Here is a 22,704-nt window from a genome sequence, read left to right as displayed (position 1 = left end):
CTAAGACGTTTTCTGATAAAGGCGCTATTTTGTCACAGCCACGGCGAGAATGAACCCGTCTGGTGTAATATCACTGCCGATCCCTCGCTATATGGTTAAAAAAGGAACCAGAAAGAATGCTTTTTACACTGAAAAAAGTGATTGGCGGTATGCTACTGCCACTTCCGCTAATGTTGTTGATTATCGGTGTGGGTCTGGTGCTACTGTGGTTTAGCCGTTTTCAAAAAACCGGAAAGATATTTATTAGCGCAGGATGGCTGGCGCTTTTGTTATTAAGTTTGCAACCGGTAGCCGACCGCCTGCTGCGTCCCATCGAAAGTACTTATCCGACATGGAATAATGCACAAAAAGTGGACTATATCGTGGTGCTAGGAGGTGGTTATACCTGGAACCCGCAGTGGGCACCAAGTTCAAATTTAATCAATAATAGTTTGCCGCGCCTGAATGAAGGTATTCGTTTATGGCGCGAGAATCCGGGATCAAAACTGATCTTCACGGGAGGCGTGGCAAAAACCAATACGGTGAGTACAGCCGAAGTGGGTGCCAGAGTAGCGCAATCGCTGGGCGTACCGCGCGAACAAATTATTACGCTGGATTTGCCAAAAGATACCGAAGAAGAAGCAGCCGCAGTGAAACAGGCAATTGGTGACGCCCCTTTCCTGCTGGTGACATCTGCGTCTCATTTGCCACGCGCGATGATCTTTTTCCAACAGGAAGGTCTGAATCCGCTGCCAGCCCCGGCGAATCAGCTGGCAATCGACTCACCGCTTAATCCGTGGGAACGGGCAATTCCCTCTCCGGTCTGGTTGATGCATAGCGACCGAGTCGGCTATGAAACGCTTGGTCGCATCTGGCAGTGGCTGAAAGGTTCGTCAGGCGAGCCAGGGAAGGAGTGATTTTGATGCCAGATCGAAGTTGCGCCGGCTAAACCGTCCGGTATTGACCAGTTGCGCAACTTCATCCCATAACACATACAGCCAACGCCGCCAGATGAACGACTCCGCCACTGGCGCACGTTGCAGGTAACTCCAGAGTAAATCTTCTGCCAGAGTGTTATCCATCAACCGGAACAACTCATACTCACGTGGCGCCCAAAGCATGAGGCCTGGCCCTACCATCGCCAGTAACTGATCGCTACGAGAATCTTTCAACATGCTACGCAAACAGAAATTGCCATGGATCAGCACACAATTGTCGTTAAATCCTTCAAATAATGCCGGAAGACATTCGCGGGTGCGGAACAGGATACGCTTATCCTGCATCGTTAATCCGGTGTTATGGAACTGATTGAGCGTGGTCCATAGCACTTCAACATGTTGCCGATACCATGAGGGCCAGAAATTTTCCTGAGTATTGTCGACTGCACCGACGCAACCGCGACTGTCCTGTCGGTGCCAGGCCAGCAGAGCTTCAACAATTTGCTCTTTCAGATGATCCCAACGTTCCGGTGTACGCGCGGGTGCTTCCACAGAAACACCACGCATCCGCTCCAGTAACAGGACATCGGGGCCAGGATGTTCTTCATGTGTCATCACGCCATAGATGGTTGGCATACGAATAGTCCCACTGCGTGCCAGCATGGTGGTTTTCCATGCCAACTGGCGGGCTTGTCCTGGCGTACTAAAGCTTCTCGCCATTAACGGCATTGGGTTTCCCTGGCTGTCATACAAAGCCCACAACGCCGTATCTGCTTTTTCATTGACGCACTCAATACGACTGAGTTTTTCGCCCAGTAAATGGCTTAATTCGGCACGCAGCTGTTCCATTCAGATTACCCTCATAAAAGCTACTGCCTTCATAATGAGCGCCAATGTAAAAGATGTCACCTGAATGAGATCAATTGTTGAAAAGAAAAATGAGGAAAATCGTAACGGTACGACACTCCCCCAAAATCAGGTGGAGTGTCGTGAAATTAGCTTAGAGCATTTCAGCGCGAACGCGCTCGAGATCTTCAGGGGTATCCACTCCTGTACCAGGAACTTCCTGGGCAACAGCAACGTGGATTTTTTCGCCATACCACAGTACGCGAAGCTGCTCTAACATTTCGATGTGTTCTAACGGACTTGGCTGCCAGTTGACATAACGACGGATAAAACCTGCACGGTAGCCATAAATACCAAGGTGACGCAGGAAGTTATCACCAACGGTTTCCAGACCTTTTGCAAAACGGTCACGATCCCACGGAATGGTGGCACGCGAGAAGTAAAGCGCATAACCTTCAGCGTCAAGCACCACTTTAACCGCATTTGGATTAAAGGCTTCTTCCGCACTGTGGATAGGTACAGCAAGGGTTGCCATGCCTACTTCACGCTGGGCGAGATTATCAGCAACCTGACGAATGATTGTCGCAGGGATCATTGGCTCATCGCCCTGCACATTAACAATCACCGTGTCGTCGCTGAACGCGCATTTTTCGACAACTTCCGCCAGGCGTTCGGTGCCTGACTGATGATCGGCGCGCGTCATGCACACTTCCCCCCCAGCAGCTTCAACAGCGCGGGCAACATCTTGATGATCGGTTGCGACAATGATGCGATCGGCTCCTGACTCGCGGGCGCGTTCAAGAACATGAACGATCATCGGCTTACCGTTAATATCGACCAACGGTTTACCTAGCAGACGCGTAGAAGCGTAGCGTGCAGGAATAATCACCACAAAACTCATGATTTACTCTCATCAGCAGTCAGTACGCGGGCTTCCGTTTCCAACAGCACTGGGATGCCATCGCGCAGCGGGAAAGCCAGGTTATCCAGTTTGCAAATCAGTTCTTGTTTTTCCTGGTTATACCAAAGTTTGCCGTTGCAAACCGGGCAGGCAACGATTTCGAGCAGACGATGATCCATAGTTCCTCCAGATGGATCGGGTTATGAATGCATAAATCTTATCATAATCATTTATGCCCAGGGGGCTATTTCCCAGCCTGTGCGGCAATCACTAAAGAGACCGTGTGGGCAGCGCCCTAATGTCACTCGCGTTGCCTGCTGCCAACCAGCAAAATCTGTAATCGCCTGGCGCAATCCTTTTTGAAGAAAAGCAGTCAGTTTGATGCCATCCTGTAACCAAAGGGAGATAACTTCAAGGACGCCCGTCTGGCGATGCATTTTGGCATCCATTCGCCCGACTAATTGTCCACGATGCAGTAACGGCAGAACGAAATAGCCATACTGACGTTTCGGTGCCGGCGTGTAGCATTCCAGCCGGTAGCTAAAATCAAAAAGCTGCTCTGCACGTTTACGATCCCAGACGACAGGGTCAAAGGGTGACAGTACAGTGCAATGCGTCGCGGTGAGTTTTCCCGCGAGAGCTGTTTCGAGAAGAGGCAACAAATCAGTATGCAGCCAGAGTTGTCCTAACCTCTCCACATTTACGGGGATAATTTTCCGCTGTTCAGCACGCACATCACGCCAGGCAGCCAGCGCCGGGCGTTTAAGGCGATAGTAATCTGTCAGCCACTGTTCGCGAAATATTCCCAGGCTACGCGCGCTGTTATCCAGCATCGTGATTTCTGCTTCTGTTTGCGAAACGAGGTCACACTTATCATCCCAGTGCGGCATGACGCGATGGGTTAAATCATATATGCGCTGGAAATTACGCCTTTCAATCACCATAACCTTTCCAGCAGTAAACAGCCCTTCCAGATGGCGTTTATGCGGCTTCCACTCCCACCAACCGCTTGCCCCTTTGCGGGGATGAGCAAAATCGGCTGAACGTACGGGTCCGTTATCCTGAATGTACTGAAGTAACTGTTCAATTTCTTCCGCATGTTCCCGCATCCAGGCGTCTTGATATTTCCAGCCCATTTTTTCTGGCGCCAGCATCCGGTGGCGAATGAGATGAAAATCACTACGCGGCATAAAGCAGGCTTCATGCGCCCAGTATTCCATTAATTCGCCATGCGCCAGCGACTCGTCCAGCCACTGCGGAGGATAATTACCCAGACGACTAAAAAGCACCAAATAAGGGCTGCGGGCAACGATATTGATAGTGTCGATTTGCAGCAAGGACATGCGGGAAATAGCTGCCAGAATATCTTGCGGCAACGCGCGACGACGAGATTTTTTTAACAGGCCTTGCGCAGCGAGATGAAGATTACGCGCATCAGCAAGAGAGATATACGGCAGCGTCATTCATGGCTCCATCAATTGAACGCTGCTGCTGCGAATTAGTTGCCAGAAGCCAGCGAGGAAAGTTGCGCGAGCAGTTTCTCTGGCTCAGCGCCCGAAAACTGTGCGTCAACGGGCAAATACCACCAATTTTCTTCTGCAAAGCCCCGGCATTTCACCGCATCTTTTTCAGTCATAACCAGTGTTTGCCCGGCACTTAACAATGCGCTGACATCCACATGATTCAAAGACTGATGATCGGACAACGGCACACATTTTTCCGGTTGCACACCACACATATTCAGCGTGGCAAAAAAGCGCGGCGGATGACCAATCCCCGCCATTGCCACCACATGTTCAAGCTGTGCAATGTCACAACGAGCACCGGTACGCAAATTCACTGCCTGACCCGGTATTAAATTCATCGGAATTTCACCATCACGCGGTACGCCGCCATTGACGATTACCGCATCAACCGATTTTAAACGCCCGGCTCGCTCACGCATTGGCCCCGCAGGCAGCCACCAGCCATTGCCAAAGCGACGCACACCATCAATGACGACAATTTCCACATCTCGTGCCAGACGATAATGTTGTAGACCGTCGTCGGTTACGATGAGCTGCACATCAGGATGTTGCGCAAGAATGGCTTTTACCGCATCAGAACGGACGGGAGAAACTGCAACAGGCGCGCCAGTACGCTGATAAATCAGCACAGGTTCATCACCCGCCTGTGCTGTGGTAGTCTCTGCCGACAATAACATCGGATACGACTCGGCCTTACCGCCATAGCCCCGGGATACAACACCAACACGAACACCGCGTTTTTGCAGTTGTTCTACCAGCCAGACAACGACCGGTGTTTTCCCGTTACCACCTGCGGTGAGATTACCGACCACCACAACAGGCACTGGGGCACGCCATGCGCGCTTCAGTTTTAGTTTATAGCAAAGACGGATAGCGCCACTCACCAGACCATACAACCAGGAGAGTGGCAGCAACAGCCGCCACAAAGGAGATTCACCAGACCAGATTTTTTCGATCATTGACCAAATTGCATTTTGTGAAGTTGCGCGTAGACACCACGGTGCTCAAGCAAATCGTTATGCGTGCCGCGTTCCACAATGACACCATCCTCAACGACCACAATTTCGTCTGCCTTTTCAATGGTAGACAAACGGTGAGCAATCACCAGTGAGGTACGGTTTTTCTGTAGCTCGTCAAGCGCCGCCTGAATCGCACGTTCGGATTCTGTATCCAGCGCCGAGGTGGCTTCATCAAGGATCAGAATAGGGCTGTCACGCAACAAAGCTCGAGCGATAGCGATACGCTGGCGCTGACCGCCAGAGAGCAACACGCCGTTTTCACCAATCACCGTATCAAGACCGTTATCCATCTTATTGATAAAGTCCATTGCATAAGCCATACGCGCCGCTTCTTCAATTTGCTCACGGCTGTACTGGTCTGTACGTGCGTAAGCGATGTTGTTGGCAACCGTATCGTTAAACAAATGGACATTCTGCGATACCAGTGCAACCTGGTTACGTAACGACGCCAGGGTATACTCGCGCAGATCGTGACCATCCATCAGGATTTCGCCTTCATCAATATCGTAGAAACGCGTGATCAGGCTGGCGATAGTTGATTTACCCGAACCCGAACGCCCTACCAGAGCCACTGTTTTCCCTGCTGGGATCTTCAGGTTGATATTACGCAGCGCAGGGACTTCACGCCCCGGATAGGTAAAGGTGACATTGCGAAATTCGACGTCGCCAGTAGCACGCTCAATCTCGCGTTTACCTTCGTCTTTCTCCTGTTCACTATCCAGAATGGTAAACAGCGTCTGACAGGCCGCCATACCACGCTGGAATTGGGCATTAACGTTGGTCAGCGATTTCAGCGGACGCATCAGTGCAATCATCGAAGAGAAGACAACGGTAATCGTACCGGCTGTCAGGCTATCCATTACACTTGGGAAGCTCGCAGCGTAGAGAACAAATGCCAGCGCCAGAGAGGCAATCAGCTGAATGATCGGGTCAGAGATGGAAGAGGCAGATACCATCTTCATTCCCTGCAAACGCATCTTGTTGCTGACCTTATCAAAACGCTTCGTTTCTACTTCCTGGCCGCCAAAAATCAATACTTCTTTGTGGCCTTTCAGCATCTGTTCAGCACTGGTGGTCACCTGCCCCATGGTGTTCTGCATGTTTTTGCTGATGCTGCGAAAACGCTTCGATACGATACGAATCGCAATCGAGACGATCGGCGCCAGCACAATCAAAATGATCGACAACTGCCAGCTGTAATAGAACATCATGGCGAACAGACCGATAATGGAAGCACCTTCACGCACCACCGTAATCAGCGCGCCGGAAGACGACGAAGCAACCTGTTCAGAATCGTAAGTAATACGTGAAAGCAGTGTCCCGGTTGACTGTTTGTCAAAAAATGACACAGGCATTCCCATCATGTGGCCGAACAGACGGCGACGCATGGTCATTACCACTTTTCCTGATACCCAGGAAATGCAGTAACTGGAAATATAACTGGTGATACCACGTAAAATCATCAGCCCAATAACCACCAGCGGCATCCACATCAGCACGGAGCGATCGGTTTTACCAAAGCCATCATCGAGAAGTGGCTTAAGGAGCGATAACATGAAGGTATCGCTGGCTGCGTTGAGAATTAACGCTATGCCCGCCACGATCAGACCCGCTTTAAAAGGCGCAATGGTTGGCCACAGTCGGCGGAATGTCTGCCACGTAGAGAGATCTTTGTCGTTATGCATTCAAAAAACCAGCATTTGTTGAAATAGCCGCATATTCTACCCGTTATCCACTGGCACGCCAAACCACTGATGATACCAACGAGGTAAAATTTGCTCCCTTAGGCTGCGTACCTGCCAGCCTTGCGCTGAAAAATCGACGGTTATTTGCCCCTGATGCGAGGTATCAACCCATTGATATCCCTGAAGTTCATAGCGTATTTTAACTTTGCTGGAGGGTAGTCGCCATGCGTTATAGCGCGATGCCGATGCCAGTGCCACTTTTCCATTCACACGCTGAATTAATGGCAATGATGATGAGGTATTACTGCCATGATGGGGCACCTGAAGTAATGTTGCCTGCACGTGTTGCCAGTAACGACTTAGCATTTTTTGTTCAGCGAGTGCTTCAATATCACCGGTTAAAAGAATGCTATACGTTCCGTCATCAACCTTAACCACACAGGAATGGTTATTTCCTTTATCGTTGCTACCTTGTAAAGGCCAGTGTGCGCTAAAACGTAATCCTTGCCACTGCCACGCTTCACCGCGCACACAGGGCTGATGATGTTCCCAGTTTAAAGGGCTTCTGACCCATAACGTCGGCCAGACACGTAATATCGAGTCCAGCCCTCCCCGATGATCCAGATGTTCATGACTCAGAATGACGCCTTCCGGTTCAAGGTTATGCCAGCGTAGCCAGGGGACAATCAGTTGTTGCCCGCTGTCACCTTCTGGCCAGGCGAGGCCCGTATCATAGAGAATCGCTTTGCCGTTTCGCGCAATCACCATTGCCAGCCCTTGCCCGACATCAAGCATATACACCTGCCACTCGTCAGACCGTGTTTTTTGCCACAGTGGACAACACATCATAATGCCTCCAGCCACGCACAGCGCAGGCAACGTTCGCCATGCGTTTAGTCGCCATCCTACCAGTAATAACCAGGGAGAAAATGATAGCCATTGCCAACGTTCAGCAACGTTGACCCACCCTTCTGGCAAGCTCTTTAACAACCAGAAAAGTAAAGCCAAAGATCTGTCGGCCAGAAACCATAATCCTTGTTCCACGATTAATGGTCCGCTTAAATGCACTATCATCGCGGCGAGAATCAACGGAACCGTGATAAATGTCACTAAGGGAATAGCGAACAGATTTGCTATAAACGAGGTCAGACTAATGCCATGAAATATGACTATTTGCACTGGCATGAGCAGAAGCGTTATTCCCAGTTGCAGATGGATGAAGGAAACAATAGCGCGCAATACTGGCGGCAGCGACCAGACCGGGCAGGGAAACCACTGATACCAAAAAATCAGCGCCGCCACCGCTGCAGCAGAGAGCCACAAACTTTGTGAAAGGATGGCAACAGGATCCATTAGCAATATTGCCGCAAGGCAGCATAACCAGACATCCCAGCCACTCCATTGTCGCCCACTTAACTTAAGCATTCCCCACGTTGCAAGCGCCACGATGGTACGCAGTGCCGGAGGTTGCATACCAGTCAACCAGGCATAAAAAGCGGCACAGCAAATTCCGCCAATTAATGGCATCTGCCAGTGGATCCAATGACCAGGGAGGAAAATTTGCCCACTGCGAATGAGCCCGGCTGCCAGCAACGCCGCAAAAGCGATGTGCAATCCCGATATCGCCATTAAATGCGCTGTACCAGTATTGCGCATAATATCTTTGATTTCTTTGGGCACAGATAACCGTTCACCCATACCTAAGCCAAGAATCACCGCTTTCCACAGATAAGGTTGCAGGGTCGTTTGCAAAGAGGCCAGATATTGCGCCCGCAGACTACACCCCGGTTCAATGATTCTTGCCTGAAGAAAACGCCTGGTTAGAGGCTGGTGCTGGGCAATAGCATAACGCTGGCTGTCAAAGCCGCCATCATTAAGCTGACCGTGAACCGCACGAACTCTGAGTTTCATTGACCATTGTTGTCCGGCACAAACCGCTTGTGGCAGATACTCGCCATACAGCACGATGCCTGGCGCAGGGAAAAGACGTCGACCTTGTAGATGGGTAATTTGAGCGTAATGAGTGGTTATGCCGTCAGTAGCAGTAATCTCGACAATTGCATCCTGCGTCGCGCCAGTTAAGTTTTCTCCTGCCCACAAAATTTGCTTTGCCGCCAATATGCCCCAAAGGAAAAACAGCAATGTTAGCGTGAAATAACGAACGGCTTTAACAGGAATAAATGCCAGTACGCAGGCGAAGACGGTCAGACTCGCAAGGGTTAATGTCCCAGGCAATTGTGGCAAAATCAGCAGCGGAAAAATTCCGCAAATAATGCATACGCCAACTGTCGTTATTTTCATGCACCCCTCCCTGTTTTCGGAAAGTGTGCAACTTTGTTGAACGGTTGTCTGGCGGGAGTTTTGCGTTCCCCGAGACGGGTTCAGAAGAATTTAACGGGAATGTGAAAACTACACAAAACGCTGCGAGGCAGCTTCCAGTTCCAGATTACAGAAATGAAAAAAGCACCCGACAGGTGCTTTTCTCGCGTTCAAGTTTGAGTGAAAACTTAACCGTAAATATTGGCGCGATCGCGCAGTTCTTTTCCTGGTTTAAAGTGAGGAACGTATTTTCCTTCCAGTTCTACTTTATCGCCAGTCTTCGGATTACGTCCGGTACGTGGTGCGCGGTAGTGCAAAGAGAAACTGCCGAAACCGCGGATTTCAATACGCTCGCCCTGCGCAAGAGTCGAGGCCATATGCTCCAGCATCTCTTTTACTGCATCTTCAACCGTCTTAGCGGGAATGTGCGATTGCTGGGTGGCAAGTCTTTCTATCAATTCTGACTTGGTCATGATTCCTCCGGTTCCTTAAAGGCAAATTAAGCGGCTGCTGTTGCTGCATTGATTAAGGGCGGCCGTAGCCGCCCTTAGTGCTTGATTACAGGACGAAACCTGCAATCTGTCAAGTAAACTCAACAAACTTCGGAATAAAAATCCCGAAGAGTCAGAGAATTACTCGCCTTTAGCTGCTTTGAAAGCTTCAGCCATTGCGTTGTTGGAGAAGTTTGCATCTTCCTGTTTGTTAACAGTTGCGATTGCATCTTTCTCGTCAGCCTCGTCTTTCGCACGAACAGACAGGCTGATTGCGCGGTTTTTACGATCAACGCCGGTGAATTTAGCTTCAACTTCGTCGCCAACGCTCAGAACCAGGGTAGCGTCTTCAACGCGGTCACGGGATGCTTCAGAAGCACGCAGGTAACCTTCAACGCCGTCAGCCAGTTCTACGGTTGCGCCTTTAGCGTCAACTGCAGTTACTTTACCAGTTACGATAGCGCCTTTCTTGTTCAGAGCAACCCAGTTGTTGAACGGATCTTCTGCGAGCTGTTTAACGCCCAGGGAGATACGTTCACGTTCTGCGTCAACTTGCAGAACAACTGCAGCGATTTCGTCGCCTTTTTTGTATTCACGAACTGCTTCTTCGCCTGCAACGTTCCAGGAGATGTCAGACAGGTGAACCAGGCCGTCGATGCCGCCGTCCAGGCCGATGAAGATACCGAAGTCAGTGATAGACTTGATTTTACCTTCAACACGGTCGCCCTTGTTGTGGGTTTCCGCGAACTGCTGCCACGGGTTAGCTTTGCACTGTTTCAGACCCAGGGAGATACGACGACGTTCTTCGTCGATATCCAGAACCATAACTTCCACTACATCGCCAACGTTAACAACTTTAGACGGGTGGATGTTTTTGTTGGTCCAATCCATTTCGGAAACGTGTACCAGGCCTTCAACGCCTTCTTCGATTTCAACGAAGCAGCCGTAGTCGGTCAGGTTGGTCACGCGACCAGTCAGTTTAGTACCTTCCGGATAACGTTTAGCGATAGCTACCCACGGATCTTCGCCCAGCTGTTTCAGGCCCAGGGATACACGGGTACGTTCGCGGTCGAACTTCAGCACTTTAACAGTGATTTCGTCGCCCACGTTGACGATTTCGCTCGGATGCTTAACGCGTTTCCAGGCCATGTCAGTGATGTGCAGCAGGCCGTCAACGCCGCCCAGATCAACGAATGCACCGTAGTCAGTGAGGTTCTTAACGATACCTTTAACTTCCATGCCTTCCTGCAGGTTTTCCAGCAGCTGATCGCGCTCTGCGCTGTTTTCGGATTCGATAACGGCACGACGAGAAACAACAACGTTGTTGCGCTTCTGATCCAGCTTGATTACTTTGAATTCAAGCTCTTTGCCTTCCAGGTGCAGAGTGTCACGCACCGGACGAACGTCTACCAGAGAACCTGGCAGGAACGCACGAATACCGTTCAGCTCAACAGTGAAGCCGCCCTTAACTTTGCCGTTGATAACACCGGTAACAGTTTCAGCATCTTCGTAAGCTTTTTCCAGCGTGATCCAGGCTTCGTGACGTTTAGCTTTCTCACGGGACAGCAGAGTTTCACCGAAGCCGTCTTCTACTGCGTCCAGAGCAACGTCAACTTCGTCACCTACCTGGATTTCCAGCTCGCCCTGGGCGTTTTTGAACTGCTCAGCCGGGATGGCAGACTCAGATTTCAGACCAGCGTCAACCAGTACTACGTCTTTGTCGATAGCAACAACAACGCCACGAACGATAGAACCCGGGCGGGTTTCGATTTCTTTTAAGGACTCTTCAAAGAGTTGAGCAAAAGATTCAGTCATGTTTAATCTTCAGGTTTATATTTAACGTCCACCTGGCTCCGTGCCGGATGGGGTTGTTTAACATACCCGCTGTCATTCCATTGCAACGGGGGTACTGCAAATTCGGTCGCTTATGCGAGAGCCAATTTTTGGCGCGCGTAGTGTAACGCTTTTTCAATTACTTGCTCAATGCTTAAGGTGGTGGAATCCAACACTAAAGCATCGGCTGCCGGAACCAGAGGCGCTACCGCACGATTACGATCGCGGTCATCGCGTTCTTTGATCTCGGCCAAAAGGCGTTCAAAGTTAACACTAAAGCCCTTCTCCTGCAACTGTAGCATTCGGCGATGCGCACGTTCTTCCGAAGAGGCGTCAAGGAAAATTTTCACTGGCGCATCAGGGAATACAACTGTTCCCATGTCGCGACCATCGGCAATCAGGCCTGGCAATTCACGAAACGCACGTTGGCGACGCAATAATGCTTCACGAACACGAGGAAATGCGGCGACTTGTGAAGCGGCATTCGCCACTTCCTGAGTACGAATTTCACCGCTGACATCTTCCCCTTCGAGGATCACTTCCAGATTGCCATTGGTCGACACAAAACGTACATCCAGGTGGGATGCCAGCGGCACCAGAGCGTCCTCTGACGCCACATCAACATGGTGATGTAATGCCGCCAGCGCCAGTACGCGATAAATTGCACCCGAGTCCAGCAGATGCCATTGCAACGCTTCCGCCATAGCCTTACACAAGGTGCCTTTCCCTGCACCGCTTGGGCCATCAATGGTAATAACCGGGGCAATTGCCGTCATCTTTATCTCCTTAAAACAGGCGTACCGTTAACATAACCGCGCGCATTATACGCGTCGGCGCCACAAATCGTTAACGTTGTGTGCAAAAACCAGTTTTGTCTGTATTCAGATGGGGATTTATTGCGCAATTATAGCGGGCTGGCAGAAGACCAGCCCGAAAGATGACAATGATTTACTTACCAGAGGCGATACGATCACGGATATGTTGCGCACGCTCTGTTGATGGTGGGTGAGAGTCAAACATGGACTGGGTACGACCGCCATCCAGGCTAGCCAGTTTTTCAAAGCTACCGACCAGTCCCTGGGTGCTGATGCCACGTTTCTTCAGCAGATCAAAGGAGAAATCATCTGCTTCAGACTCTTTATCGCGGGAGTATTTAGCATTGATAGCGCCTTCTGCGATATCACCTAATTGTGAACGGGAAAGCTGGGAAGCAACACCGCTGGTGGCGGAAATAGCATCACGTGCGGCAACGATCGCATAAGAGGCTTTCATTTCAGCCAGCGAGTGACCCAACGCAACGTGCCCCAGTTCATGACCCAGAACCCCTTCAATTTCGTTGTCGTTCATCATGTCCATCAGGCCACTGTAGACACGAACACAGCCGTTCGCCATCGCCCATGCGTTGACGTCGCTGGTCATATAAACCTTATAGTTGACCGGCGTGCCGTTAATATTGTTACCCAATGCTTTGGCGATTTTTGCCAGACGTTTACCGTACTTGCTGGATTTACTTGCGACTTGATTGCCGCTGTCCATTTCGGCACAGCCCTGATTGGCAATCGCTTTTGCATCGGCATCGCTTAACGTTGCTGCTTTATATGCATTTAAACCGGAGCTGATAGCCATATTGGTATCAATACCGTGGGTATTTTGACACCCTGTCAGTAATGCTGCAGAGGTCGCAATCGCCAGCAGTAATTTAGTATTCTTCATGTGAATCATCCGTTGATTAATCATATATAAATATTATGTATCAACAACTTACATTGACAGTTAACGCTACCATCAATAAAAATGGTTCACAATGTCCGAAAAAAAACGCCGACAATGTGCCGACGTTTTGATAAAGAAAGATTTGGCTATTTATTGCCCGTTCTTCATTCAGGCTGCCTGGCTAATCCGCGCCAGTTGCTCGAAATAATCCGGAAATGTTTTGGCCGTACATTTTGGGTCAAGAATCGTCACCGGCGTATCTGACAAGGCCACCAGCGAGAAACACATCGCCATGCGGTGATCGTTATAAGTGGCGATCTCGGCAAAGTTCAGTTTTTCCGGCGGCGTAATGCGAATGAAGTCATGCCCCTCTTCCACTTCAGCCCCCACTTTTCGCAGTTCAGTCGCCATCGCAAAAAGACGATCCGTCTCTTTAACGCGCCAGTTATAAATATTACGCAGCGTTGTGGTGCCTTTCGCAAACAGCGCCGCCGTCGCGATAGTCATCGCCGCATCGGGAATATGGTTCATATCCATATCGATAGCGTTCAGTTCACCACGAGTGCAGGAAATATAATCATCGCCCCAGCTAATGGCCGCCCCCATTTTTTCCAGCACATCAGCAAAGCGAATATCACCCTGCATACTGTTGCGTCCAATGCCGGTCACTTTTACAGTGCCACCTTTGATCGCTGCTGCGGCAAGGAAGTAAGACGCAGAGGAGGCATCGCCTTCTACCAAATAAGTCCCCGGTGACTGATAAGACTGCCCGCCTTTTACGACAAATTTTTGATAGTGCTGATTTTCAATTTCAACACCAAACGTCTTCATCAGGTTGAGCGTGATGTCGATATAAGGTTTAGAAACCAGTTCACCTTTAATACGAATAACCGTATCTTCCGGCGCAAGCGGCGCGGTCATTAACAGTGCGGTAAGGAACTGGCTGGAAACGGAGCCATCAACTTCTACGTTGCCCCCCACAAAACCACCCTGTAAACGCAGCGGTGGGTAGTTTTCTTGTTCCAGGTAAGTAATTTTCGCCCCGCCCTGGAGCAGCGCATCCACCAGATGACCGATCGGGCGCTCTTTCATACGAGGCTCACCAGTCAGGACAATATCATTACTTCCCAGACAAAGTGCTGCCGCCAGCGGGCGCATCGCAGTGCCCGCATTACCAAGGAACAACTCCAGCGCATTTTCTGCGTCTAATGGACCGCCGTTACCGATGATTTCGCAGCGCGTACGATCGGCAGAAAGCGTATAGCTCACCCCCAATGCCTGCAACGCATTCAGCATATGACGAACATCATCGCTATCCAGCAGATTGGTTAATACTGTTTTGCCGTGTGCTAATGCCGCCAGCAATAAAGCGCGGTTAGAAACGCTCTTGGAACCAGGCAGATTAATAGTGCCATCGACACGGGCGATGGGGTGTAACGTCAGGGATTCCATGAACTCAACTCTCTACAACAGAAATAAAAACCCCACAGGCTGGCTGTGGGGATTAAGCAAAATTTCGGCATTAGCCGTGACGGCGTTCGAACTCAACCATGAAGTCTGTCAGAGCTTTAACGCCTTCCAGCGGCATCGCGTTATAAATAGACGCGCGCATTCCGCCGACCACACGATGACCTTTCAGCGCATGAAGGCCAGCCGCAAAAGACTCTTCAAGGAACAATTTGTCGAGCGCACTGTCCGCCAACTGGAACGGCACGTTCATCCGCGAACGGTTAGCTTTCGCCACATCATTACGGTAGAAATCGCTGTTATCAATCACGCCATACAGCAGTTCTGCTTTTTGCTGATTGATATTATCCATTGCAGCCACACCACCGTTCGCTTTTAGCCATTTGAAGACCAGGCCAGATAAATACCAGGCAAACGTAGGCGGTGTGTTAAACATGGAGTCGTTATCGTTGAGGATGGAATAATCCAGAATCGACGGGCAGGCGATATTTGCTTTACCCAGCAAGTCTTCGCGAACAATAACGATCGTCAGGCCAGCCGGGCCGATATTTTTCTGCGCACCAGCGTAAATCACGCCGTAACGGCTGACATCAATCGGACGGGAAAGAATCGTTGAAGAGAAGTCGGCAGCGACCACCACATCTTTACCGAAGTCTGGCGTTTCGTCGATGGCGATACCGTCGATGGTTTCATTCGGACAGTAATGAATATAAGCAGCATTATCAGAGAGTTGCCATTCACGCATTGGCTTAACCGCGCGCAGGCCATCAACAGTCACTTTGGCGTCAAACACATTTGGCGTGCAGTATTTTTTCGCTTCTTTGATGGCGCTTGCCGCCCAGTAGCCGGCATCAACATAATCTGCTGTGGTTTTATCACCGAGAATATTCAGTGGTACAGCAGCAAACTGACCACGACCGCCGCCGTGGCAGAATAATACTTTGTAGTTGGAGGGGACGTTAAGAAGATCGCGAAAATCCTTCTCGGCTTCCTCTGCAACCTGAATGAACTCTTTGCCACGGTGGCTCACTTCCATCACCGACGTGCCAAGACCGTTCCAGTCGCGCAGTTCCTGTTGAGCCTGTTTAAGCACCTCTGCCGGTAACATTGCCGGACCAGAACTAAAATTGAAGATTTGAGCCATTTCCCCTCACCACGTTGCGTTGCTATTAACCCCCGGTCAATCGATTGCGACCGCAGGTAATACGTTATTCCTGTGGCTATCGGTTTTATCATTCAGTGACACGCATCGCAATGGGTAAAACCGTTGCGCGCAAAAATGCGGCACGCGTCACACAATATAAAATCTCGAATCATTGTCAAAAAACCGATGTTTTTGCTGTCAGGTCACCCGTTTTACCCGACTTGCCTTCGTCCATTCTGGATTTGCACAGCGCGGACATAATTGTTTTTCACCCGCGTTCATGTGAATGATTTCACTGCAACGGATGCAGGCATAGTCCGCCGACTCCGGCACCACTTTATAACGTTGGGTACAATCACTGGGTAAAATAAGCAACCCCGGCTTCACCTTGTCATCTTCAAAGAAATAGACGCTGATTTCACCGTTGGTTTCAAGAATAGCCAGGCGTACCTGTCCAAGTTGTTCCACACCACGCAGTCGCAGCTCCATAAAAAACTCAAATTCCGTCATGTTGGAGTTATTGAGTTTCGACCAAGCCAGTTCGCCATCTTCAATAATGACAACCGGCTTGCCTTCCAGCAGATCTTCCAGTTTCTCACTGTGCGCCATCAGCCACATCACCAGGCGGTATAACAACGCCAGGGTAATGAAGACGATAAGCACCGGGATCATCGGCACATCGTCGTAAAACGCCACATCCCCTGCAGCTGACCCCAGCGTCAGAATGATTAACACTTCAAATAGCGACATTTGCCGCACTCCACGCCTTCCAGTCATTTTTAGAAACAGAAAGACCAGAACAAAGGTATAGAGACTCCGTAGAGCGACTTCGCCAAGAAAATCCAGCGGCACTTTATCGAATGCCATACGGTGGAGATCGAACGCCTTCATTTTTATGCTCTTATCGTAATTTATCCGCTAAAAGCATAGTCAACAGTTCACCGGCGTGGTGGCGGTGATAGCGCCTTTGAGATAAAACCCGTATTATTGCGCGCTTTCCGTACGACTAAAGTGATTTTCATGACACAAACATTTATCCCCGGCAAAGATGCCGCCCTGGAAGATTCCATCGCTCGCTTCCAGCAAAAACTCTCCGACCTCGGTTTTCAGATTGAAGAAGCTTCCTGGCTGAATCCAGTGCCTAACGTCTGGTCTGTACATATTCGCGACAAAGAGTGCGCACTGTGTTTTACCAACGGTAAAGGCGCAACCAAAAAAGCGGCGCTGGCTTCTGCCTTGGGCGAATATTTCGAGCGTCTCTCAACCAACTACTTTTTTGCTGATTTCTGGCTGGGCGAAACTATCGCCAATGGTCCGTTCGTCCATTATCCCAACGAAAAATGGTTTCCACTGACAGAAAGCGATCACGTGCCGGAAGGCCTGCTCGATGACCGTCTGCGCGCATTTTATGACCCGGAAAATGAACTGACCGGCAGTATGCTGATTGATCTGCAATCCGGTAATGAAGATCGCGGTATATGTGGCCTGCCGTTTACGCGCCAGTCTGACAATCAGACCGTTTATATTCCGATGAATATTATCGGTAACCTGTACGTTTCCAACGGTATGTCCGCCGGTAATACCCGCAACGAAGCGCGCGTTCAGGGATTGTCCGAAGTTTTCGAACGCTACGTGAAAAACCGCATTATTGCTGAAAGCATCAGCTTGCCGGAGATCCCGGCAGATGTGCTTGCACGTTATCCGGCTGTAGTTGAAGCGATCGAAACACTGGAAGCGGAAGGTTTCCCAATCTTTGCTTATGACGGCTCGCTTGGCGGTCAGTATCCCGTGATCTGCGTCGTACTGTTCAACCCGACCAATGGCACTTGTTTTGCCTCCTTCGGCGCGCATCCTGATTTTGGCGTTGCACTGGAACGTACCGTGACCGAGCTGCTGCAAGGCCGTGGCCTGAAGGATCTGGATGTGTTTACTCCGCCGACCTTCGATGATGAAGAAGTCGCCGAACATACTAACCTCGAAACGCACTTTATCGATTCCAGCGGTTTGATCTCTTGGGATCTTTTCAAACAAGATGCCGATTATCCGTTTGTGGACTGGAATTTCTCTGGTACCACTGAAGAAGAGTTTGCCACGCTGATGGCTATCTTCAACAAAGAGGATAAAGAAGTTTATATTGCCGATTACGAGCATCTGGGCGTTTATGCTTGCCGCATTATCGTGCCGGGTATGTCCGATATTTATCCGGCGGAAGATCTGTGGCTGGCAAATAACAGTATGGGCAGCCATTTACGTGAAACGATCCTTTCGTTACCAGGCAGTGAGTGGGAAAAAGAAGATTACCTGAACCTCATCGAGCAACTGGATGAAGAAGGTTTTGACGACTTTACCCGCGTGCGTGAGCTGTTAGGTCTGGCGACCGGACCAGATAACGGCTGGTACACTCTGCGTATCGGTGAATTAAAAGCAATGCTGGCACTGGCTGGCGGCGATATGGAACAAGCTCTGATCTGGACTGAATGGACGATGGAGTTTAACTCATCGGTGTTCAGTCCGGAACGCGCCAACTATTATCGCTGCCTGCAAACATTGTTATTGCTGGCGCAGGAAGAAGATCGCCAGCCGCTGCAATATCTGAATGCCTTCGTTCGTATGTACGGCGCAGATGCGGTAGAAGCAGCCAGTGCGGCAATGAGTGGCGAAGCGGCGTTTTATGGCTTGCAACCGGTAGATAGCGATCTGCACGCATTTGCGGCGCATCAGTCGTTGTTAAAAGCCTACGAAAAGCTGCAGCGCGCCAAAGCGGCATTCTGGGCAAAATAAAATCAAATAGCCTACGCAATGTAGGCTTAATGATTTGGCTGAGTTATATTACGGGGCGTTTTTTTAATGCCCCGCTTTACATATATTTGCATTAATAAAATAATTGTAATTACAAGGTTAAATATCGGTAATTTATATTTAATAAATACGATCGATATTGTTAGTTTATTTGCCTGTTGCTCCCTTTTAATTAACTGTTTTAGCGGAGGATGCGGAAAAAATTCAACTCATTTGTTAATTTTTAAAATTTATTTTTATTTGGATAATCAAATATTTACTCCGTATTTGCATAAAAACCATGCGAGTTACGGGCCTATAAGCCAGGCGAGATATGATCTATATCAATTTCTCATCTATAATGCTTTGTTAGTATCTCGTCGCCGACTTAATAAAGAGAGAGTTAGTGTGAAAGCTGACAACCCTTTTGATCTTTTACTTCCTGCAGCAATGGCCAAAGTGGCCGAAGAGGCAGGTGTCTATAAAGCAACGAAACATCCGCTTAAGACTTTCTATCTGGCGATTACCGCCGGTGTTTTCATCTCAATCGCATTCGTCTTCTATATCACAGCAACTACTGGCACAGGCACAATGCCCTTTGGCATGGCCAAACTGGTTGGCGGCATTTGCTTCTCTCTGGGGCTGATTCTTTGTGTTGTCTGCGGAGCCGATCTCTTTACTTCCACAGTGTTGATTGTTGTTGCCAAGGCGAGTGGGCGCATCACCTGGGGCCAGTTGGCGAAAAACTGGCTGAACGTCTATTTTGGCAACCTGGTCGGCGCGTTGTTATTTGTACTTTTAATGTGGCTTTCCGGCGAGTATATGACCGCCAATGGTCAATGGGGACTTAACGTCCTACAAACCGCCGACCACAAAGTGCACCATACTTTTATTGAGGCGGTTTGCCTCGGTATCCTGGCTAACCTGATGGTATGCCTGGCGGTATGGATGAGCTATTCTGGCCGCAGCCTGATGGACAAAGCGTTTATCATGGTGCTGCCGGTCGCGATGTTTGTTGCCAGCGGTTTTGAGCACAGTATCGCAAACATGTTTATGATCCCGATGGGTATTGTAATCCGCGACTTCGCATCTCCGGAATTCTGGACCGCTGTCGGTTCAGCACCGGAAAATTTTTCTCACCTGACCGTGATGAACTTCATCACTGATAACCTGATTCCGGTTACGATCGGTAATATTATCGGCGGTGGTTTGTTGGTTGGGTTGACATACTGGGTCATTTACCTGCGTGAAAACGATCACCATTAATGGTTGTCGAAGTACGCAGTAAATAAAAAATCCACTTAAGAAGGTAGGTGTTACATGTCCGAGCTTAATGAAAAGTTAGCCACAGCCTGGGAAGGTTTTACCAAAGGTGACTGGCAGAATGAAGTAAACGTCCGTGACTTCATTCAGAAAAACTACACTCCGTATGAGGGTGACGAGTCCTTCCTGGCTGGCGCTACTGAAGCGACCACTTCCCTGTGGGACAAAGTAATGGAAGGCGTTAAACTGGAAAACCGCACTCACGCGCCAGTTGACTTTGACACCGCTGTTGCTTCCACCATCACTTCTCACGACGCTGGCTACATCAACAAGCAGCTTGAGAAAATCGTTGGTCTGCAGACTGAAGCTCCGCTGAAACGTGCTCTTATCCCGTTCGGTGGTATCAAAATGATCGAAGGTTCCTGCAAAGCGTACAACCGCGAACTGGATCCGATGATCAAAAAAATCTTCACTGAATACCGTAAAACTCACAACCAGGGCGTGTTCGACGTTTACACTCCGGACATCCTGCGTTGCCGTAAATCTGGTGTTCTGACCGGTCTGCCAGATGCTTATGGCCGTGGTCGTATCATCGGTGACTACCGTCGCGTTGCGCTGTACGGTATCGACTACCTGATGAAAGACAAACTGGCACAGTTCACCTCTCTGCAGGCTGATCTGGAAAACGGCGTAAACCTGGAACAGACCATCCGTCTGCGCGAAGAAATCGCTGAACAGCACCGCGCTCTGGGTCAGATGAAAGAAATGGCTGCTAAATACGGCTACGACATCTCTGGTCCGGCTACCAACGCTCAGGAAGCTATCCAGTGGACTTACTTCGGCTACCTGGCTGCTGTTAAGTCTCAAAACGGTGCTGCAATGTCCTTCGGTCGTACTTCCACCTTCCTGGATGTGTACATCGAACGCGACCTGAAAGCTGGCAAGATCACCGAACAAGAAGCGCAGGAAATGGTTGACCACCTGGTCATGAAACTGCGTATGGTTCGCTTCCTGCGTACTCCGGAGTACGATGAACTGTTCTCTGGCGACCCGATCTGGGCAACCGAATCTATCGGTGGTATGGGCCTCGACGGTCGTACCCTGGTTACCAAAAACAGCTTCCGTTTCCTGAACACCCTGTACACCATGGGTCCGTCTCCGGAACCGAACATGACCATTCTGTGGTCTGAAAAACTGCCGCTGAACTTCAAGAAATTCGCCGCTAAAGTGTCCATCGACACCTCTTCTCTGCAGTATGAGAACGATGACCTGATGCGTCCGGACTTCAACAACGATGACTACGCTATCGCTTGCTGCGTAAGCCCGATGATCGTTGGTAAGCAAATGCAGTTCTTCGGTGCGCGTGCAAACCTGGCGAAAACCATGCTGTACGCAATCAACGGCGGCGTTGACGAAAAACTGAAAATGCAGGTTGGTCCGAAGTCTGAACCGATCAAAGGCGATCTCCTGAACTACGATGAAGTGATGGAGCGCATGGATCACTTCATGGACTGGCTGGCTAAACAGTACATCACTGCACTGAACATCATCCACTACATGCACGACAAGTACAGCTACGAAGCCTCTCTGATGGCGCTGCACGACCGTGACGTTATCCGCACCATGGCGTGTGGTATCGCTGGTCTGTCCGTTGCTGCTGACTCCCTGTCTGCAATCAAATATGCGAAAGTTAAACCGATTCGTGACGAAGACGGTCTGGCTATCGACTTCGAAATCGAAGGCGAATACCCGCAGTTTGGTAACAACGATCCGCGTGTAGATGACCTGGCTGTTGATCTGGTAGAACGTTTCATGAAGAAAATTCAGAAACTGCACACCTACCGTGACGCTATCCCGACTCAGTCTGTTCTGACCATCACTTCTAACGTTGTGTATGGTAAGAAAACCGGTAACACCCCAGACGGTCGTCGTGCTGGCGCGCCGTTCGGACCGGGTGCTAACCCGATGCACGGTCGTGACCAGAAAGGTGCTGTAGCGTCTCTGACTTCCGTTGCTAAACTGCCGTTCGCCTACGCTAAAGATGGTATCTCCTACACCTTCTCTATCGTTCCGAACGCACTGGGTAAAGACGACGAAGTTCGTAAGACCAACCTGGCAGGTCTGATGGATGGTTACTTCCACCACGAAGCGTCCATCGAAGGTGGTCAGCACCTGAACGTGAACGTGATGAACCGTGAAATGCTGCTCGACGCGATGGAAAACCCGGAAAAATATCCGCAGCTGACCATCCGTGTATCTGGCTACGCAGTACGTTTCAACTCGCTGACTAAAGAACAGCAGCAGGACGTTATTACTCGTACCTTCACTCAGTCTATGTAATTAGATTTGACTGAAATCGTACAGTAAAAAGCGTACAATAAAGGCTCCACGAAAGTGGGGCCTTTTTTAGCAAGAGAGCCTTTTTTGTCAGCTATCTATACTTTAAGGTAACTGCCAAAACAGACTCGACGTAGCCTTCGAGCTGCGCACCAACACGGCCTCAGATGGGCCACATCTGGAGAAACACCGCAATGTCAGTTATTGGTGACATTTTTTGATATCTAATCACATGAAATAAAAGGATTTATTTCTGGTCACGTCCACACATTGACCACATCGACAAAAAAGCCCCTCGACTGAGGGGCTTTCTGTTTGTAATTACATCCACATAATTTGCTGCCCTGATGGTAACGGGTGCGGCCTTACAGCGTGGACTTCTCCCGGCTTCACGATGTATCGCTGTACCGACTCATAAGTGATGAACGTGGCGCTGCAATTCACGTTCTGACACTGGTGATAACG

19 protein-coding genes are annotated in these 22,704 nt (G+C 49.8%); 4 read left to right on the top strand and 15 right to left on the bottom strand.

Features of this window, described 5'->3' with window-relative positions:
- Positions 1 to 116 precede the first annotated feature (116 nt).
- Positions 117 to 896: an envelope biogenesis factor ElyC gene (gene elyC, locus WES_RS13220; protein ID WP_000899558.1), complete on the top strand. Its 780-nt coding sequence runs from the start codon at positions 117 to 119 to the stop codon at positions 894 to 896.
- Here elyC and WES_RS13225 read toward each other — a convergent pair.
- The 14 genes from WES_RS13225 to WES_RS13290 form a co-directional block, all read right to left on the bottom strand.
- Positions 873 to 1,766 (bottom strand): YcbJ family phosphotransferase, encoded by an 894-nt coding sequence (locus WES_RS13225; RefSeq protein WP_000436929.1) that lies wholly within the window; start codon positions 1,764 to 1,766, stop codon positions 873 to 875. The genes elyC and WES_RS13225 overlap by 24 nt on opposite strands.
- A gap of 151 nt (positions 1,767 to 1,917) precedes the next feature.
- A complete protein-coding gene (gene kdsB, locus WES_RS13230) occupies positions 1,918 to 2,664 on the bottom strand; it encodes a 3-deoxy-manno-octulosonate cytidylyltransferase (RefSeq protein ID WP_016157997.1) in 747 nt (248 codons plus the stop codon).
- Positions 2,661 to 2,843, bottom strand: a complete 183-nt coding sequence (ycaR, locus tag WES_RS13235) for a protein YcaR (RefSeq protein ID WP_000350069.1) — start codon at positions 2,841 to 2,843, stop codon at positions 2,661 to 2,663. The genes kdsB and ycaR overlap by 4 nt, the downstream gene beginning before the upstream one ends.
- A 51-nt stretch (positions 2,844 to 2,894) precedes the next feature.
- A complete protein-coding gene (ycaQ, locus tag WES_RS13240; protein ID WP_016157996.1) occupies positions 2,895 to 4,127 on the bottom strand; it encodes a crosslink repair DNA glycosylase YcaQ in 1,233 nt (410 codons plus the stop codon).
- 35 nt (positions 4,128 to 4,162) lie between these two features.
- Positions 4,163 to 5,149, bottom strand: a complete 987-nt coding sequence (gene lpxK / locus WES_RS13245) for a tetraacyldisaccharide 4'-kinase (RefSeq protein WP_016157995.1) — start codon at positions 5,147 to 5,149, stop codon at positions 4,163 to 4,165.
- Positions 5,146 to 6,894 (bottom strand): lipid A ABC transporter ATP-binding protein/permease MsbA, encoded by a 1,749-nt coding sequence (gene msbA / locus WES_RS13250; RefSeq protein ID WP_000551252.1) that lies wholly within the window; start codon positions 6,892 to 6,894, stop codon positions 5,146 to 5,148. The genes lpxK and msbA overlap by 4 nt, the downstream gene beginning before the upstream one ends.
- 36 nt (positions 6,895 to 6,930) lie before the next feature.
- Positions 6,931 to 9,195 (bottom strand): ComEC family protein, encoded by a 2,265-nt coding sequence (locus tag WES_RS13255; protein ID WP_016157994.1) that lies wholly within the window; start codon positions 9,193 to 9,195, stop codon positions 6,931 to 6,933.
- 206 nt (positions 9,196 to 9,401) lie between these two features.
- A complete protein-coding gene (gene ihfB, locus WES_RS13260) occupies positions 9,402 to 9,686 on the bottom strand; it encodes an integration host factor subunit beta (protein WP_000167336.1) in 285 nt (94 codons plus the stop codon).
- Positions 9,687 to 9,845: 159 nt separating this feature from the next.
- Positions 9,846 to 11,519, bottom strand: a complete 1,674-nt coding sequence (gene rpsA, locus WES_RS13265; protein ID WP_000140327.1) for a 30S ribosomal protein S1 — start codon at positions 11,517 to 11,519, stop codon at positions 9,846 to 9,848.
- Positions 11,520 to 11,629: 110 nt separating this feature from the next.
- A complete protein-coding gene (gene cmk / locus WES_RS13270) occupies positions 11,630 to 12,313 on the bottom strand; it encodes a (d)CMP kinase (protein WP_000125014.1) in 684 nt (227 codons plus the stop codon).
- 172 nt (positions 12,314 to 12,485) lie between these two features.
- Positions 12,486 to 13,250, bottom strand: a complete 765-nt coding sequence (ycaL, locus tag WES_RS13275) for a metallopeptidase YcaL (RefSeq protein ID WP_001295345.1) — start codon at positions 13,248 to 13,250, stop codon at positions 12,486 to 12,488.
- 168 nt (positions 13,251 to 13,418) lie between these two features.
- Complete coding sequence (aroA, locus tag WES_RS13280; RefSeq protein WP_000445175.1) at positions 13,419 to 14,702, bottom strand: 3-phosphoshikimate 1-carboxyvinyltransferase; 1,284 nt, start codon at positions 14,700 to 14,702, stop codon at positions 13,419 to 13,421.
- Positions 14,703 to 14,772: 70 nt separating this feature from the next.
- The gene (serC, locus tag WES_RS13285; RefSeq protein WP_016157993.1) at positions 14,773 to 15,861 is read right to left on the bottom strand and encodes a 3-phosphoserine/phosphohydroxythreonine transaminase; all 1,089 of its coding nucleotides are present in this window, start codon (positions 15,859 to 15,861) and stop codon (positions 14,773 to 14,775) included.
- 198 nt (positions 15,862 to 16,059) lie between these two features.
- Positions 16,060 to 16,752: a DUF421 domain-containing protein gene (locus WES_RS13290; RefSeq protein WP_000642858.1), complete on the bottom strand. Its 693-nt coding sequence runs from the start codon at positions 16,750 to 16,752 to the stop codon at positions 16,060 to 16,062.
- A gap of 129 nt (positions 16,753 to 16,881) precedes the next feature.
- Between WES_RS13290 and ycaO the strand changes: the two genes are divergently transcribed.
- The 3 genes from ycaO (at position 16,882) to pflB (ending at position 22,242) form a co-directional block, all read left to right on the top strand.
- Positions 16,882 to 18,642: a 30S ribosomal protein S12 methylthiotransferase accessory factor YcaO gene (gene ycaO, locus WES_RS13295; RefSeq protein WP_016157992.1), complete on the top strand. Its 1,761-nt coding sequence runs from the start codon at positions 16,882 to 16,884 to the stop codon at positions 18,640 to 18,642.
- A 405-nt stretch (positions 18,643 to 19,047) separates the two neighbouring features.
- The gene (gene focA, locus WES_RS23980; protein ID WP_000642546.1) at positions 19,048 to 19,905 is read left to right on the top strand and encodes a formate transporter FocA; all 858 of its coding nucleotides are present in this window, start codon (positions 19,048 to 19,050) and stop codon (positions 19,903 to 19,905) included.
- A 54-nt stretch (positions 19,906 to 19,959) separates the two neighbouring features.
- A complete protein-coding gene (gene pflB / locus WES_RS13300) occupies positions 19,960 to 22,242 on the top strand; it encodes a formate C-acetyltransferase (RefSeq protein WP_001292807.1) in 2,283 nt (760 codons plus the stop codon).
- A gap of 318 nt (positions 22,243 to 22,560) precedes the next feature.
- On the opposite strand, the gene ogrK is transcribed toward pflB, so the two are convergent.
- The coding region (ogrK, locus tag WES_RS22510) for a prophage transcriptional regulator OgrK (protein ID WP_071599468.1) at positions 22,561 to 22,704 on the bottom strand (144 nt) is incomplete at its 5' end.

This window comes from Escherichia sp. KTE31 (assembly GCF_000407925.1).
Classification (GTDB): Bacteria; Pseudomonadota; Gammaproteobacteria; order Enterobacterales; family Enterobacteriaceae; genus Escherichia; species Escherichia ruysiae.
The sequence above is the reverse complement of the archived record's forward strand: the minus strand, read 5'-3'. Positions and strand labels throughout refer to the sequence as shown.